The 14,167-nt window shown below is 65.3% G+C and carries 15 protein-coding genes; 7 read left to right on the plus strand and 8 right to left on the minus strand.

All coding sequences use genetic code 11. From position 1 onward, the window contains the following. Nucleotides 1–17 precede the first annotated feature (17 nt). From HAP48_RS29610 to HAP48_RS29635, 6 genes are all read left to right on the plus strand, one after another. Nucleotides 18–602 (plus strand): amino acid synthesis family protein, encoded by a 585-nt coding sequence (locus HAP48_RS29610; RefSeq protein WP_029078203.1) that lies wholly within the window; start codon nucleotides 18–20, stop codon nucleotides 600–602. A 29-nt stretch (nucleotides 603–631) separates the two neighbouring features. After that, nucleotides 632–1,846, plus strand: a complete 1,215-nt coding sequence (locus tag HAP48_RS29615; RefSeq protein WP_166203306.1) for an ABC transporter substrate-binding protein — start codon at nucleotides 632–634, stop codon at nucleotides 1,844–1,846. Between the two features lie 207 nt (nucleotides 1,847–2,053). Continuing rightward, nucleotides 2,054–3,943, plus strand: coding sequence for an ABC transporter permease (locus tag HAP48_RS29620; RefSeq protein WP_166203308.1), 1,890 nt, complete (start codon nucleotides 2,054–2,056; stop codon nucleotides 3,941–3,943). Next, nucleotides 3,940–4,731 carry an ABC transporter ATP-binding protein gene (locus HAP48_RS29625; protein ID WP_166203310.1) on the plus strand — a complete coding sequence of 264 codons (792 nt, stop codon included), beginning with the start codon at nucleotides 3,940–3,942 and terminating at the stop codon, nucleotides 4,729–4,731. The genes HAP48_RS29620 and HAP48_RS29625 overlap by 4 nt, the downstream gene beginning before the upstream one ends. Further along, entirely contained in the window at nucleotides 4,728–5,432 is a 705-nt protein-coding gene (locus tag HAP48_RS29630; protein WP_166203312.1) for an ABC transporter ATP-binding protein, read from the plus strand. The genes HAP48_RS29625 and HAP48_RS29630 overlap by 4 nt, the downstream gene beginning before the upstream one ends. Nucleotides 5,433–5,447: 15 nt before the next feature. Next, nucleotides 5,448–5,903, plus strand: coding sequence for a MarR family winged helix-turn-helix transcriptional regulator (locus HAP48_RS29635; RefSeq protein ID WP_029078198.1), 456 nt, complete (start codon nucleotides 5,448–5,450; stop codon nucleotides 5,901–5,903). Between the two features lie 182 nt (nucleotides 5,904–6,085). Here HAP48_RS29635 and HAP48_RS29640 read toward each other — a convergent pair whose 3' ends face one another. The 3 genes from HAP48_RS29640 to HAP48_RS29650 form a co-directional block, all read right to left on the minus strand. Beyond that, the gene (locus HAP48_RS29640; protein WP_166203314.1) at nucleotides 6,086–6,754 is read right to left on the minus strand and encodes a hypothetical protein; all 669 of its coding nucleotides are present in this window, start codon (nucleotides 6,752–6,754) and stop codon (nucleotides 6,086–6,088) included. Between the two features lie 2 nt (nucleotides 6,755–6,756). Then, complete coding sequence (locus HAP48_RS29645) at nucleotides 6,757–8,157, minus strand: selenium-binding protein SBP56-related protein (RefSeq protein WP_166203316.1); 1,401 nt, start codon at nucleotides 8,155–8,157, stop codon at nucleotides 6,757–6,759. Between the two features lie 377 nt (nucleotides 8,158–8,534). Further along, nucleotides 8,535–9,731, minus strand: coding sequence for an amidohydrolase family protein (locus HAP48_RS29650; protein WP_166203318.1), 1,197 nt, complete (start codon nucleotides 9,729–9,731; stop codon nucleotides 8,535–8,537). A 173-nt stretch (nucleotides 9,732–9,904) separates the two neighbouring features. Between HAP48_RS29650 and HAP48_RS29655 the strand changes: the two genes are divergently transcribed. Further along, a complete protein-coding gene (locus HAP48_RS29655) occupies nucleotides 9,905–10,678 on the plus strand; it encodes a ferredoxin--NADP reductase (protein WP_166203320.1) in 774 nt (257 codons plus the stop codon). A gap of 168 nt (nucleotides 10,679–10,846) precedes the next feature. On the opposite strand, the gene soxA is transcribed toward HAP48_RS29655, so the two are convergent. From soxA to HAP48_RS29680, 5 genes are read right to left on the minus strand one after another with little or no spacing between them, the layout of a single operon-like run. Further along, a complete protein-coding gene (soxA, locus tag HAP48_RS29660; RefSeq protein ID WP_166203322.1) occupies nucleotides 10,847–11,620 on the minus strand; it encodes a sulfur oxidation c-type cytochrome SoxA in 774 nt (257 codons plus the stop codon). Then, nucleotides 11,617–11,937: a thiosulfate oxidation carrier complex protein SoxZ gene (soxZ, locus tag HAP48_RS29665; RefSeq protein WP_166203324.1), complete on the minus strand. Its 321-nt coding sequence runs from the start codon at nucleotides 11,935–11,937 to the stop codon at nucleotides 11,617–11,619. The genes soxA and soxZ overlap by 4 nt, the downstream gene beginning before the upstream one ends. Further along, nucleotides 11,937–12,401: a SoxY-related AACIE arm protein gene (locus tag HAP48_RS29670; RefSeq protein ID WP_166203326.1), complete on the minus strand. Its 465-nt coding sequence runs from the start codon at nucleotides 12,399–12,401 to the stop codon at nucleotides 11,937–11,939. The genes soxZ and HAP48_RS29670 overlap by 1 nt, the downstream gene beginning before the upstream one ends. A gap of 9 nt (nucleotides 12,402–12,410) precedes the next feature. After that, nucleotides 12,411–12,860 carry a sulfur oxidation c-type cytochrome SoxX gene (gene soxX, locus HAP48_RS29675; RefSeq protein WP_224496672.1) on the minus strand — a complete coding sequence of 150 codons (450 nt, stop codon included), beginning with the start codon at nucleotides 12,858–12,860 and terminating at the stop codon, nucleotides 12,411–12,413. Beyond that, nucleotides 12,853–14,127, minus strand: a complete 1,275-nt coding sequence (locus tag HAP48_RS29680) for an NAD(P)/FAD-dependent oxidoreductase (RefSeq protein ID WP_176399241.1) — start codon at nucleotides 14,125–14,127, stop codon at nucleotides 12,853–12,855. The genes soxX and HAP48_RS29680 overlap by 8 nt, the downstream gene beginning before the upstream one ends. Nucleotides 14,128–14,167 lie beyond the last annotated feature (40 nt).

Consider the following 14,167-nt stretch of genomic DNA (forward strand, 5'->3'; position numbering starts at 1 on the left):
GGAGCGAGGCTGATACGATGAGCGCCGTCATTCGCAAGATCGTCACCGTGGTCGAGGAGACCCATCTGGAGATGGGCAAGACCATTGCGCCGCCGACCCGGCGCGCCGCCGCGATCGCGGTGATCGAAAACCCCTTTGCCGGCCGCTATGTCGAGGATCTGTCGCCGCTGATCGCGATCGGCGAGGAGCTTGGCGAACTGCTCTCGAAGCGGGCGGTGGCCGCGCTCGGCATCGATGGCGCCAAGGCGCACAGCTACGGCAAGGCCGCCGCCGTCGGCGAGAATGGCGAGCTCGAGCACGCGGCCGCGATCCTTCATCCCAAGATGGGCGCGCCGGTGCGCAAGGTGCTGTCGAAGGGCGCGGCGCTGATCCCGTCGTCGAAGAAGCGCTCGGGCCCCGGCACCACGCTCGATATTCCGCTCGGGCACAAGGACGCGGCCTTCGTGCGCAGCCATTTCGACGGCATGGAGGTGCAGATCAACGACGCGCCGCGGGCCAACGAGATCATGGTCGCGGTCGCGGTGACCGACAGCGGGCGGCCGCTGCCACGCGTCGGCGGGCTGACGGTCGATGAGGTCAAGGGCGAAGACGGATTGCGATAATCTCTTTTGCAGAACAACTGGAGGACGGGATGCGTGGATATTTCGTAGGGGCGGGATTGGCGATCGCGGTCGCGACCATGGCAACGAGCGCCATGACATCGCAGGCCATGGCGCAGAGCGAGATCAAGGTCGGCGAGATCAACTCTTATTCCCTGCTGCCGGCGTTCACCGAGCCCTATCGCAAGGGCTGGCAGCTGGCAGTGGAAGAGATCAACGCGGCCGGCGGCATCAACGGCAAGAAGCTCGTGGTCATCTCCAAGGATGACGGCGGCAAGCCGGCGGATGCGCAGACCGCGGCGAACGAGCTGGTGTCGAGCGAGAACGTCGCGATGCTCACCGGCACCTTCCTCTCCAATATCGGCCTCGCCGTCAGCGATTTTGCAAATCAGAAGAAAGTGTTTTTCCTCGCCGCCGAGCCTTTGACCGACGCCATCACCTGGTCGAAGGGCAACCGCTACACGTTCCGCCTGCGTCCCTCCAACTATATGCAGGCCGCGATGCTGGTTGAAGAAGCGGCGAAGCTTCCCGCAAAACGCTGGGCGACGATCGCGCCGAACTATGAATACGGTCAGTCGGCGGTCGCGGTGTTCAAGAAGCTGATGTCGGAGAAGCGGCCCGACATCCAGTGGGTCGACGAGCAGTGGCCGCCGCAGGGCAAGATCGACGCCGGCCCGGTGGTGCAGGCGGTGGCCGCGGCGAACCCGGAGGCGATCCTCAACGTCACCTTCGGCGCCGACCTCGTGAAGCTCGTGCGCGAGGGCAACACCCGCGGCCTGTTCAAGGACCGCAAGGTCGTCAGCTTCCTGACCGGCGAGCCGGAATATCTCGATCCGCTGAAGGACGAGACGCCGGAGGGATGGATCGTCACCGGATATCCCTGGTATTCGATCAAGACGCCCGAGCACGATGCGTTCCTGAAGGCCTACCAGGCCAAGTACAACGACTATCCGCGGCTTGGCTCGATCGTCGGCTACCAGACCATCAAGGCGGCAGCGGCGATCCTTGCGAAAGCCGGCTCGACCGATCCGGAGAAGCTGATCGCGGCGGCTGAGGGCATCTCGATGCCGTCGCCGTTCGGCGAGATCACCTTCCGCAAGATCGATCACCAGTCGACGCTCGGCGCCTTCACCGGCAAGACCGCGCTGAAGGACGGCAAGGGCATCATGGTCGACAGCGCCTATCGCAAGGGCTCGGACTATTTGCCCAGCGACGCCGAGATCGAGAAGCTGCGGCCGAAGGATTGAGGTTGGTTGCTACTCCCCGGATTTGTGCGGGGAGACGTTTGAACTTCTCCCTCTCCCCGTTCTTACGGGGAGAGGGTTGGGGTGAGGGGCTATCTCCGCGAGCGAGCGCGTGGAGAGTCCCCCTCACCCGAATTCAAGCTGGCGCTTGAATTCGACCTCTCCCCGCAGGCGGGGCGAGGTGAACAGACACTCCAACGCGGACCGCCCATGGCCTTCTATATCGTCCAGTTCCTGACCGGTCTTGCCAGCGCGGCGTCGCTGTTCCTGGTCGCTTCGGGTCTGTCGATCATCTTCGGGGTGACGCGGATCGTGAATTTCGCGCATGGCGCGTTCTATATGCTCGGCGCCTATGTCGCGTTCACGCTGACCGAGCGCTTCGCCGGCGCGCTCGGCTTCTGGGGCGGCGTCGTGATCGCGGCGCTGGCGGTTGCTGCGATCGGCGTGCTGGTCGAGATGGTGCTGCTGCGCCGGATCTATCATGCTCCCGAGCTGTTCCAGTTGCTCGCCACCTTCGGCTTGACGCTGATGGTCGAAGACCTCGTGGTGTTGATCTGGGGCCCGGACGATCTGGTCGGGCGCCGCGCGCCGGGCTTCAAGGGCGCGGTCGATTTCTTCGGCCAGAACATTCCAAGCTACGATCTGTTCCTGATCGTGCTCGGCCCCGTCGTGCTCGGCGTCCTCTGGCTGCTGTTCCAACGCACCCGCTGGGGCATCCTGGTGCGCGCGGCGACGCAGGACCGCGACATGGTCGCAGCGCTCGGCGTCAATCAGAAATGGCTGTTCACCAGCGTGTTCGCGGTCGGCGTCTTCCTCGCCGCGCTCGGCGGCGCACTGCAGATTCCGCGGGATGCCGTGCATCACGCGATGGATCTGCGCATTATCGTCGAGGTCTTCGTCGTGGTGGTGATCGGCGGCCTCGGCAGCATCATCGGCGCCTTTGTCGCCGCGGTGCTGGTGTCGGAGCTCAACGCCTTCGGCATCCTGATCTTCCCGAAGATCTCCATCATCCTGGTTTTCCTGGTGATGGCGGTGGTGCTGATCGTCCGTCCCTGGGGACTGTTCGGCAAGCCGGAGGCGCCGGCGCGGCGCACGCCGGGCCTCACGGTCAATCCGTGGCGGCCGCTGACGGCGAACGAGCGGATCGCCGCGATCGCCGTGCTCGTCGTCGCCGCCGCGCTGCCGTTCGTCGCCGGCAATTACGTGCTCACGGTCGGCTCGGAGATCGCGATCTTCGTGATCTTCGCGGTCAGCCTGCACTTCCTGATGTCGGTCGGCGGGCTCGCCTCGTTCGGCCATGCGGCCTATTTCGGCCTCGGCTCCTATGGCGTGGCGCTGCTCGCCAAGATGGCGGGCCTGCCGATGATCGCCTGCCTGCTGCTGGGCCCCTTGCTCGGGCTGCTCGGTGCGGCCGTGTTCGGCTTCTTCGCGGTGCAGCTCTCCGGGGTCTATTTCGCGATGCTGACGCTGGCCTTTGCCCAGATCGTCTGGTCGATCGCGTTCCAGTGGGTGTCGGTGACCGGCGGCGACAACGGCATTCTCGGGGTCTGGCCGTCGAGCTGGGCGGCGAGCCCGGCGCATTTCTACTGGCTGTCGCTCGGGATTGCCGCGCTCGCGGTCGTGATCCTCCGCGTCATCGTGTTCTCGCCGTTCGGCTTTGCGCTACGCGCCACGCGCGACTCTCCGCTGCGCAGCGAAGCGATCGGCATCAACGGCAAGCGCATCCAGTGGACTGCCTTCGTGATCGCGGGCACGGTCGCCGGTCTCGCCGGCGCGCTGTTCGCCTACCTCAAGGGCAGCGTATTCCCCGACAACATGGGCATCTCGCTGTCGGTCGATGCGCTGGTCATGGTGCTGCTCGGCGGAGTCGAGACCGTATCGGGCGCGGTGGTCGGGGCGATCGTCTACAAGGCGCTCAACATCTGGCTGGTCAGCCAGACCGATCTCTCCAAGCTCGTGCTCGGCGGCTTTGTCGTGCTGATCGTGGTCGCCTTCCCTAAGGGTATCGTCGGCACGCTGGAAGCATTGCTGCATCGCCGGCGCAAATCCGGATCGTCATCGTCACCGCTGCTCACCTCCCGCATCGAGACCGCCGAATGAGCATGGCCCCCACATTGCTATCGGTCGAAGGGCTGACGAAGTCCTATGGCGGCGTGCATGCCGTGCGCGGCGTCTCCTTCGAACTGCGCGCCGGCGAGATCCTGGCGCTGATCGGGCCGAACGGCGCCGGCAAGAGCACCTGCTTCGACATGCTCAACGGCCAGAATATTCCCGATAGCGGCCGCATCCGCGTGCTCGGGGCGGAGACCACCGGCAAGAAGCCGCGCGTGATCTGGCGCATGGGCGTCGGCCGCACCTTCCAGATCGCGGCGACGTTCCCAACCATGACGGTGCGCGAGAACGTGCAGGTCGCGCTGGTGTCGTATGGCGGGCAATTGTTCAATCTGTGGGCCTCGACCGCGGGCCAGGCGCGCGGCGAGGCCGGACGGCTGCTCGATCTGGTCGGCATGGGCGCCTATGCGGAGCGGCCCTGCGGCGAGCTTGCCTATGGCGACGTCAAGCGGCTGGAGCTTGCGATCGCGCTCGCCAACCAGCCAAAACTGCTGCTGATGGACGAGCCGACCGCCGGCATGGCGCCGCGCGAGCGCGTCGAGCTGATGCGGCTGACCGCGCGGATCGCGCGCGAGCAGTCGATCGGCGTTCTCTTCACCGAGCACGACATGGATGTGGTGTTCGAACATGCCGACCGCATCCTGGTGCTCAACCGCGGCAGCCTGATCGCCGAAGGCTCGCCGGAGGAAGTCCGCGGCAACGCCCAGGTGCGGGCGATCTATCTCGGCGAAGGCTTGCTTTACGATGCGCGGCATCGCGAGGGAGCATCCGCATGAAGCTCACGGTGAAGGACCTCAACAGCTTCTACGGTCCGGCGCACATCCTGTTCGACATCGCGCTCGAGGTCGGCGAGGGCGAGGTGGTGGCATTGCTCGGGCGCAACGGCGCCGGCAAGTCGACCACGTTCCGCTCCATCGTCGGGCTGGTCGAGAACCGCTCCGGCCGCATCATGTTCGAGGGCAGGGACGTGTCGGAGCTGCCGACGCACGCGATCGTGCGCGGCGGCCTCGGCTATGTGCCGGAAGAGCGGCGCATCTTCACCGATCTGACGGTCGAGGAAAATCTCGAGGTCGGCCGCCAGCCGAAACGGGCTGGCGCGCCGCAATGGGACCGCGACAAGCTGTTCAAGCTGTTTCCGAACCTCGGCGAGATGCGGGGACGGCCCGGCGGGCGCATGAGCGGCGGCGAGCAGCAGATGCTGACGATCGCGCGCACGCTGATGGGCAATCCGTCGCTGGTGCTGCTCGATGAGCCGTCGGAGGGCCTGTCGCCGAAGATCGTCGAGCAGATGGTCGATGCGATCCTGGCGATGAAGAAAGAAGGCGTCAGCATCGTCGTCTCCGAGCAGAATTTGCATTTCGCCCGGCTGATCTCGGATCGCGCCTATATCATCGAGCGCGGCCGGATCTGTTTCGGCGGCACCATGGCGGAACTCGATGCGCGTCCGGATGTCCGCGACGCGCATCTGTCGCTGTAAGGGTGGGGTGGAACGATGGCGAGGAGTGCTGCACAGAAGCGAAACGGGAAGGCGGCGAAGCCGGGTTACGTGCTGGACGAGCAGATCGGCTTCATCCTGCGCCAGGTGTCGCAGCGCCACGCCATGATCTTTGCCCGCGAGATCGGCATCAACCTGACGCCGACGCAGTGGGCCGCGCTGTCGAAGCTGTCGGAGGTCGGAGCCTGCTCGCAGAACCAGCTTGGGCGGCTGACCTCGATGGACGTTGCGACCATCAAGGGCGTGATCGATCGCCTGACCGCGCGCGGCCTGACCGAAACCTCGCCCGATCCCGACGACGGCCGCCGGCTGATGGTCAGTTTGACGCGCGCGGGCCAGCAGATGGCCGACAAGGCCGCGCCGAACGCGTTTACGATCTCCAAGGAGACATTGGCGCCGCTCGACGCCAAGGAGCGCGAGACGCTGATGGCGCTGCTCGGCAAGCTGCGGTGATGCAGAACCATGACCGTCATCCTGAGGAGGTCGCGAAGCGACCGTCTCGAAGGGTCGACGGCCACTGAGCGGGCCGTACATCCTTCGAGGCTCGCTCCGCTCGCACCTCAGGATGACGGGTTATCTATCGCCTTACTTCGCCACTATCTCCTGCACGTTACCGGCGGGCGGCCGAGTCCGCACTATCTCGAAACACCAAGGGCCAGCGCGACGGCGCCGACCAGCACCAGGCTGAGCGCCCAAACCGCGTCCAGATTGAACCAGCTCCGCGCCACGAATTTGAGACCCAGATAGCGGTAGACCAGCCACGCCAGACATCCACCGGCGGCGATCATCGCGCCGGCATGGACGAGGGAGACCAGCACGGCCATCGTGAGGCTGGTGTCGATCAGGCTGTTGGCGGCCGCGTGGCCCTGGTCCGGCGCAGCCTCGCGGCAGAGCCCCAGATAGATCGGCACCAGCATCAGCGCCGCGCCGTGGGCGATCGCCACCGCGAAGGACCACAAGGCGAGTTGCGTCGGTGGTATCCGCGCCAAGGCTCGTGGATGGCGCCGGTCGATCAGCCGATAGAGGCCGAACAAGATCACAAGCAGGCTGGCGCCGATCCGGATCGTGCGCTGCCATTCGACAAGAGTGACGAGCAATGCAAAGGGCAGGATCACGAGCAGCATCGCCAGCAGGTGGCCGATTGCGAGCGGGCCGAGCGCGGCCAGCAGCGCGCGCGAACTCCTTTGCATCAAACCCGCTGAAACCGCGAGCGGCCAGCCCATGCCCGGGTTGATCCCGTGGTAGAGTCCGCTCGCGATGACCGCCAGCCACAGCCAGGCCGGTGTCCAGTCGGCTGCACCCACATTCAGGCCGATGGATAGCAGAACGAATCCGTCGAGCAGTCACCGCCGTCGAGCCGGATCTGGTGGGCGCGGTAGCCGTCGGGGAAGGTGACCCAATAGTCCTTTGCCAGTTCAAGCCCGCCGCCTGGGCTCGCATTCGCCATCACCTCGGCGCCGGGAATGCCCTGCGGATAGAACTGGTCGTCCCAGGTCGAGTAGAGCGAATTGGTCCAGTAGACCCGCTTGCCGTCGCGGCTGATCTCGACCATTTGCGGACCGCCGGCAAATGGCTGTCCGTTGGGATGCGGGGTGCGGTTGACGATACCGCCGATGCGGACCGATCCGGCGAGCTTCGGCTTGCGCGGCTCGCTGACATCGTATTGGCGCATCTCGCCGGTGGCCCAGCAGGCGACGTAAAGGAATTTGTCGTCCATCGACAGATCGATGTCGGTCACCAGCGGCGGCACGGCGCCGAAACCCTGCAGCAGCGGCGGCAGCTGCTCTTTCGGCGCGGGCTCGGGCGGGATCGTCACCGTCTTCTCGATGTGAAACTTGCCGCCCTCGCGCCACCAGGTCCAGATCGAACCTTCGAGGTTGGTGGTGTCGACCACGACGCCGACGAAGCCGTATTCGCGAACCGGATCGTGCGCGGGACGCACCTCCAGCGCCATTTGATGATTGGCGCCGAGATCGATGGTCTGGACATTGCGCCGCGCGCGCAGATCCCAGAAGTGGAGGCGATGGCCGTATTTGTTGGAGAGCAAATCCTCCGGCACGATCCCGTTCTCGAATTGCGGCGGCAGCGCCCATTCGCTGCTCACCATGTAGTCGCGCGGCAGGTTCCACCAGAAGTCATAGTGCTTGGTCTGGGGACCGCGATCGATCTCCCAGCGTCCGAGCACCTCGAAGGTCTCGCAGTCCATGATGAAGACGCCGGGCGGCCCATCCGTGCCGTCCTTGCCGCCGCCGCCGAGCGTAGAGACGTAGATGCCGTCCGGTCCGCAGTGGATCGTATGCGGCCGCGAATAGCCGGTCTTCCTGAACACCTCCTCGGGCTCGATGATCTTGTGGATCTTGGCCTGCGTCGGATCCGGCTTGGTGTCGATGATGTAGATCCGCGACGACCGCATGCCGGGGACGATGAGATAGCGGCGCTCGATGAAGGCATGTCCCGCAAGCGGGGACAACGCCGATGAACACGCGTTCCAGCCGAAATGGTGAAACTCGTCGCCCTTGTTGGGCATCGTCACGGTGTGGACGATCTTGCTGTAGGTCGGCGAGCCCGGCTTGACGTCGATCACGGCGAGCGCGTCGGGCTTTGAAAAGTCCGGGCTGAGCAGCACCGTGTAGGCGAAGTTCTCTGCCGGAGCTTCCATCGCAAGCTTCGGCGACGCGTGAAACGTGGGATCTGGCCTCATCGTCATCGTGCTGCCTCCTGTTTGTCTGGTGTGGACCAACACGGCGCGGCGGCATGCGGCAGGAACTAATCCGGATCGTCGCGTGTCTCTTGTGAGTGCCGCCGGCTAGGTTCGCGTGGCGGCACGATACACCCCAATGGTGACAGGTGAAAGCAACGTTCCGGTGCGGTAAGATGGCACATAATGCACGGGTTACGTCATTCCGGGTTGGCGCTTGATGACCCTGCTCGGCGAGCTGCGCTGAAGCGATCACCGTCACCCTGAGGAGGTCGCGAAGCGACCGTCTCGAAGGGCGAACGGCCCGGTTGTCTGCCACGGGCCGTTCACCCTTCGAGGCTCGCTCCGCTCGCACCTCAGGATGACGGAGCGATTGCAGTTATTGCCTACTTCGCCACGATCTCCGGCACCTTGCCGGCGGGCGGCGTGTTGCGGCTGCGCTGGGTACGGACGATGCCGTCGATAATGGTCATGCCGATGCCCGGGAGGTCGCCGAGCTGAACGCTCTCCAGGATGTTCTTGCCCGGCGAGTGCTGCGCCTTGTCCATCAGCACGAAATCGGCGGAGCGGCCAACCTCGATCAGGCCGCAATCGAGCTCGCGCATCCGCGCGGTGTTGCCGGTGGCGAGGCAGAACGCCAGTTCGGCGGGGAGCTCCCCGAGCGAGGACAGCAGCGACACCATCCGCAAGATGCCGAGCGGCTGCACGCCGGAGCCGGCGGGCGCGTCGGTGCCGAGGATGACGCGGTGCAGGTCGCCCATCTCGCGCGCGGTGCGCAGCGTGAACAGCGCCGAGCGCTCATTGCCGTTGTGCACCAGCTCGAGCCCGCGCTTGCAGCCCTCGCAGATGCAGCGGATCTGGTCGTCCGGCAGTGCGGTGTGGCCGCCATTGATGTGGCCGACCACGTCGGTGTCGGCCTCCAGCACCACATCCTTGTCGATCAGGCCGGAGCCCGGGATCGAGGGGCCGCCGGTGTGGATCGTGCTCTGGATGCCGTATTTGCGCGCCCAGCCGACCATCTTGCGCGCGGTCGGACCGTCCTTGACGCCGCCGAGCCCGACCTCGCCGAGCAGCTTGACGCCGGCGGCGGCCAATTCCTTGAAATCGTCCTCGACCATCTCGCATTCGATCACCGGCGCACCGGCATGCACCTTCACGCCGCCCGGCCGCAGCGTCCAGAACGCGCGCTGCGCGAAGATCGCCATCGCCTTCAGCCCGACCACGTCGCGCGGACGCCCGGGCATGTGCACCTCGCCGGCGGAGATCATGGTGGTGACGCCGCCGTGCAGATAGCTGTCGATCCAGTTGGTCTGGTTCTGCCGCGGCGTCCAGTCGCCGGCGACGGGATGGACGTGGCTGTCGATCAGGCCGGGCGCGACCGTCGTGCCATTGGCGTCGACGATGGTGGTGGCGCCTTCGGTGTCGACGTCCTTGAGGCGGCCGATCGCAGTGATCTTGCCGTTCTCGGCGACGATGGTATCGGCGTCCAGGATAGGCCTTTCCATGGCTCCCGACAGCAGTAGCCCGATATTGCGGATCACCAGCTTGCTCGGGCCGGTGGCCTGGGGCGCGTCGTGAGCCATGGGTGTTTTCCTTCTGTTGTCTTTCCGAAATTGCCCGGGAATTTGAGCCCGGCTTGACTTTCGGATCAAGCCGGATTATTCGTTTGTATACGAATGATCGTATACAAACGATCCGGCCGGTCAACGGGGTTCAAGTCCTCGCCCAGCCGCAGCACAGATCAGGGATTGGTGCGATGAGCAATTTCAACCAGGAAAGCGTCCTCAGCGTTCATCACTGGACCGACACGCTGTTCTCCTTCACCACCACCCGCAACCCGTCGTTCCGCTTCCGCAACGGCGAGTTCACCATGATCGGGCTCAAGGTCGGCGAGAAGCCGCTGTTGCGGGCCTACAGCGTCGCCAGCGCGAATTACGAGGACACGCTCGAGTTCTTCTCGATCAAGGTTCCGGACGGCCCGCTGACCTCGCGCCTCCAGCATCTCAAGGAAGGCGACGAGATCATCGTCAGCCGCAAGGCCACCGGCACGCTGGTCATCGACAACCTCGAGGACGGCCGCAACCTCTATCTGGTCGGCACCGGGACCGGCCTCGCCCCGTTCCTGAGCGTGATCAAGGACCCCGAGACCTATGACCGCTTCGAGAAGGTCGTGCTGCTGCACGGCTGCCGCCGCGTCAAGGAGCTCGCCTATGGCGAGATGATCACCGAGCGGCTGCCGCAGGACGAGATGATCGGCGATCTCGTGCGCGACCAGCTGATCTACTACCCGACCGTGACGCGCGATCCGTTCCGCAATCGCGGCCGCATCACCGATCTCATCACCTCGGGCAAGCTGTTCGCCGACATCGGCCTGCCGGCGCTCGATCCCGCGCATGACCGCGTCATGATCTGCGGCTCGCCGGCGCTGGTCGCCGACACCCGCACGCTGCTGAATGGTCGCGGCTTCGTCGAGGGCAATCACGGCGAGCCCGCGCAGTTCGTGGTCGAGAAGGCGTTCGCCGAGCGTTGATCTTCGTATTCTTCGCACTGATCTCCAGCCCCGTCATTGCGAGGAGTTCGCGACAAAATTGCAAAGCAATTTTGCGCTGAAGCGACGAGGCAATCCATCTTCCGGTACAGCCGGGAGCAATGGATTGCTTCGCTCCGCTTGCAATTGCACGGGTGAAGCCGATGCTGCTTACGGCCTGACCGCTGGCGTCTCGATCGGCATGCCGCGCGCCCGCGACATCAGGTAGAGCTCGAGCTCGACCAGCTCCGGCGAACCGTACTCGTAGGCCTGCGCGCGGATGCCGGTGATGCAGGCGCGCAGCCGCCGCTGCAACGATCCGAGCGATTGCCACTCCAGCCGGTAGAGCGGATAGCCGGTCGGCTGCGCCTGCGTGATCGCGCTTCCCGCGAGCTTCTTGTCCCAATTGTCGTCGTGGCAGTTGGCGCAGCCGAGATTGAGTTGGCCCTGCCGCTGCATGAACAGTGCGTGGCCCTTCTCGATAAACGGCGCGAGCTCCGGATCGTCGCCGGCAGCGATCGGCATGCCGCGCGACTGCTGTGCGACATAGGCTGATAGCGCCAGCAGCTCGCGGCTTTCATAGACAAATGGCGACGCCTGCTGGTGGTTGGCGCGGCAGAGGTTGATCCGCCCTTCGAGGTCAACAGGCTTTCCCAGTGCCTTCTCGAGCGCCGGATAGTGCGCCGCGACGCCTTTCATGCTGACGTGCGCATCATTGTGGCAATCGGCGCAGGCCTTGTCCGCGCTGCCGGCCTTGCGCTTCCACAGCGCCTCGCCGTCGAGCACAAATAGCATGCCGGGATTGGCGGTGTCCTCGTCCTGCATCGCCTTGGTATCTGCGCTCATGAAGCTGTAGCCGGAGCGGCGCTCGGCCTGCGGAATTTCGGTGGCGAGCGCTGCGCCCGCCATCGCCGTCAGCAGCGCGATGCAGACGGCAATCTTCATTCGACCGTGATCGAAGCCTGCGCGGTCTCCGAAAATCCCTTGTCGCCGATCCATTCGAATTCGAACTTGCCGCTCTCGGTCACGGTGGTGAAGAAAGTGATGAACGGATTGGCGGCGATTGCAGGATAGAGATCGGCGCGGAAGATTTCGGTGCCGTTGAAGCGGCAAGTGAAGCTCGTGATGATGTCCCGCGGCACCACGTCGCCCGACGCGGTGTGGCGATAGCCGGTCTCCATGATGTGCGACATCAGCGTCTTGATCTCGATGACGCTGCCGCGCCTGGCCTTGGCCGGCACGTTGATCAAAGCCGACGGCATCAGATCGCCTCCTCGGTGCAGGCGGCGAGCGTCACCACGACGTCTGCGGTCGCCGACCAGAACGTGCCATCGGAGAGCCGTGCAATGGCCGTGACCTTCTGGCTGTCGGCGAGGCGGATGCGGGCCGACACCTGCGCCCGCCCGGCGCGCGGTGTGAGATAGAAATTGCCGATGTTCGGCTGCGGGTTCTTCTCGTTGAAGATATGGATGCTCTTCACATACTCGTCCGCCGTCATCGGGCTGGTCACGCTGACCGTCATCGGCACGGTGTTGCCGTTCTCGACCAGCGGCGGGATGTCGAGCTTCACCTTGCCTATCAGCACATTGGCTTCGCCGACGACATTGCGGATCGCGGCCTGCAGCATCGCTGGCGTGGCGTCGGCCGGCCGCACGATCACCAGCACCGCGGCACCGCCGGTGAGGCTCAGGAACGTGCGACGTGTGGCGTGGTCCGAATTCGTCATTCCTAGGTCCTAGTTCCGTAGCGTTACCAGATAGGCCACGATGTCCTCGATCTGCTCCGCCGACAGGATCGGTTTGTCGCGCCATAAGGTGCCGACGCGCGTGAGCCCATCGACGCGGTAATAGGACGGCATGATCGTCGCCGCGTTGAGATGCGCCGCATCGACCAGCCGGAGCCGCAACTGTCCTTCCGACCAGCGGGCGCCGCTGCCGGTGAGGCTCGGCGCGAGGTCGGCCTGGAACGCCTGCTCCGGAAACGGGCCGCTGTGGCAGAGGATGCAAGTCGAGGAACGCTCGACGATCAGCGCACGGCCGCGGGTTGCGTCGCCCTTGGTTCCTGTCAGCGGCTGCGGAATCGCATCGCCCACGACGGTATAGGGCCGCAGTGCTTCGGCGCCGGCAGGCGCGCAAGCTGCGAACGCGACCGCTGCGAGCAATGCCACGAGGGGGAGCCTAGCCAAAGGCGTCTCCCGTGATCCGCCTGAACCAGTCCAGCGCCTGATCGGCCTCGCGTTGGCGCACCTCGCGCGGTGCATCGACCGGGCTCGTGGTCACCTCGGCCTCGGCATATTGATCTTCCTTCGGCTGATAGATGCCCTTCAGGGAGAAGGCATAGCCCGGGGCCACCGTGTTGTAGCAGGCACCATCGAGCCGCGGCGTCTCCGGCGCCCTGCCTGCAAGCGAGTTGACGATCGCCGCCGCACAGGCCCGGCCTTGCGCGGCCGCTGCGGAGGCGGACTTTGGAATGCCGCCGGCGATCGCGGCGTCGCCGATCACATGAATATTGGGCACGAGCTTCGAGGCAAAGCTGACCGGATCGATCGGGCACCAGCCGGTGTGGTCGGCGGCACCGGCGATCTCGGCGATGCGGCCGGCGCGCTGCGGCGGGATCACATTGGCGACCGCGGCGGTGTAGTTGCCGAAGTCGGTGACGATCTCGTTGGTCGCCGGATTGACCGCCGTCACCCGGCCGCCTTGCGACAGTGCGATCCGTTCGATCATGCCGGGATAGAGTTCCGTCCAGGCTTTCTCGAACAGCTTTTGCTGCGAATAATTATCCTTGGCGTCGAGCACCAGGATTTTTGAGCGCGGCTTGCTGGCCTTCAGGTAATGCGCGATAAGGCTGGCGCGCTCGTAGGGCGCCGGCGGACAGCGCAGCGGTGCGGCGGGGACGGCGATCACGACGAGGCCGCCATCGTCCATGGCTTCGATCTGCTTGCGCAGCAGCATCGTCTGCGCGCCGGCCTTCCAGGCGTGCGGCATCTTCTCCGCCGCCGCTTCGTCATAACCGGGCAGGGCGTCGAAGCGCATATCGATGCCAGGGGCGAGGACAAGCCGGTCATAGGAGAGGGACGTGCCATCATTGAGAATGATGCTGCGCGCCTGCGCGTCGACCTTTGTGGCCGCCTGCGCGGCAACTACGATGCCGTCGGCCGCAACCTTGTCGTAGGTGAATTGCTGCGCCGAAAGCTCGCGCAGGCCTGCGATCACCTCGTTGCTGAACGGGCAGGCGGTGAAAATCTTGTTCGGCTCGATCAGCGTGACCTGGAGTTTTGCATCGAGCCGCCGCAGCGCCCGCGCGCAGGCCGCACCGCCGAAGCCGCCGCCGATCACCGCGATGCGCGGCGCGCCTTGCGCCAATGACGGACGCGCCAATGCGGCCGCCGCTGCGATGGCAGCGGCGCCACGGACGACATCCCTGCGCGTCGGATGACGCGTGACGGCCATGCACGATAATCCTGAGGAGGGGGCGGCGGCCGCTCGGGCC

This window comes from Bradyrhizobium septentrionale (assembly GCF_011516645.4).
Lineage (GTDB): Bacteria > Pseudomonadota > Alphaproteobacteria > Rhizobiales > Xanthobacteraceae > Bradyrhizobium > Bradyrhizobium septentrionale.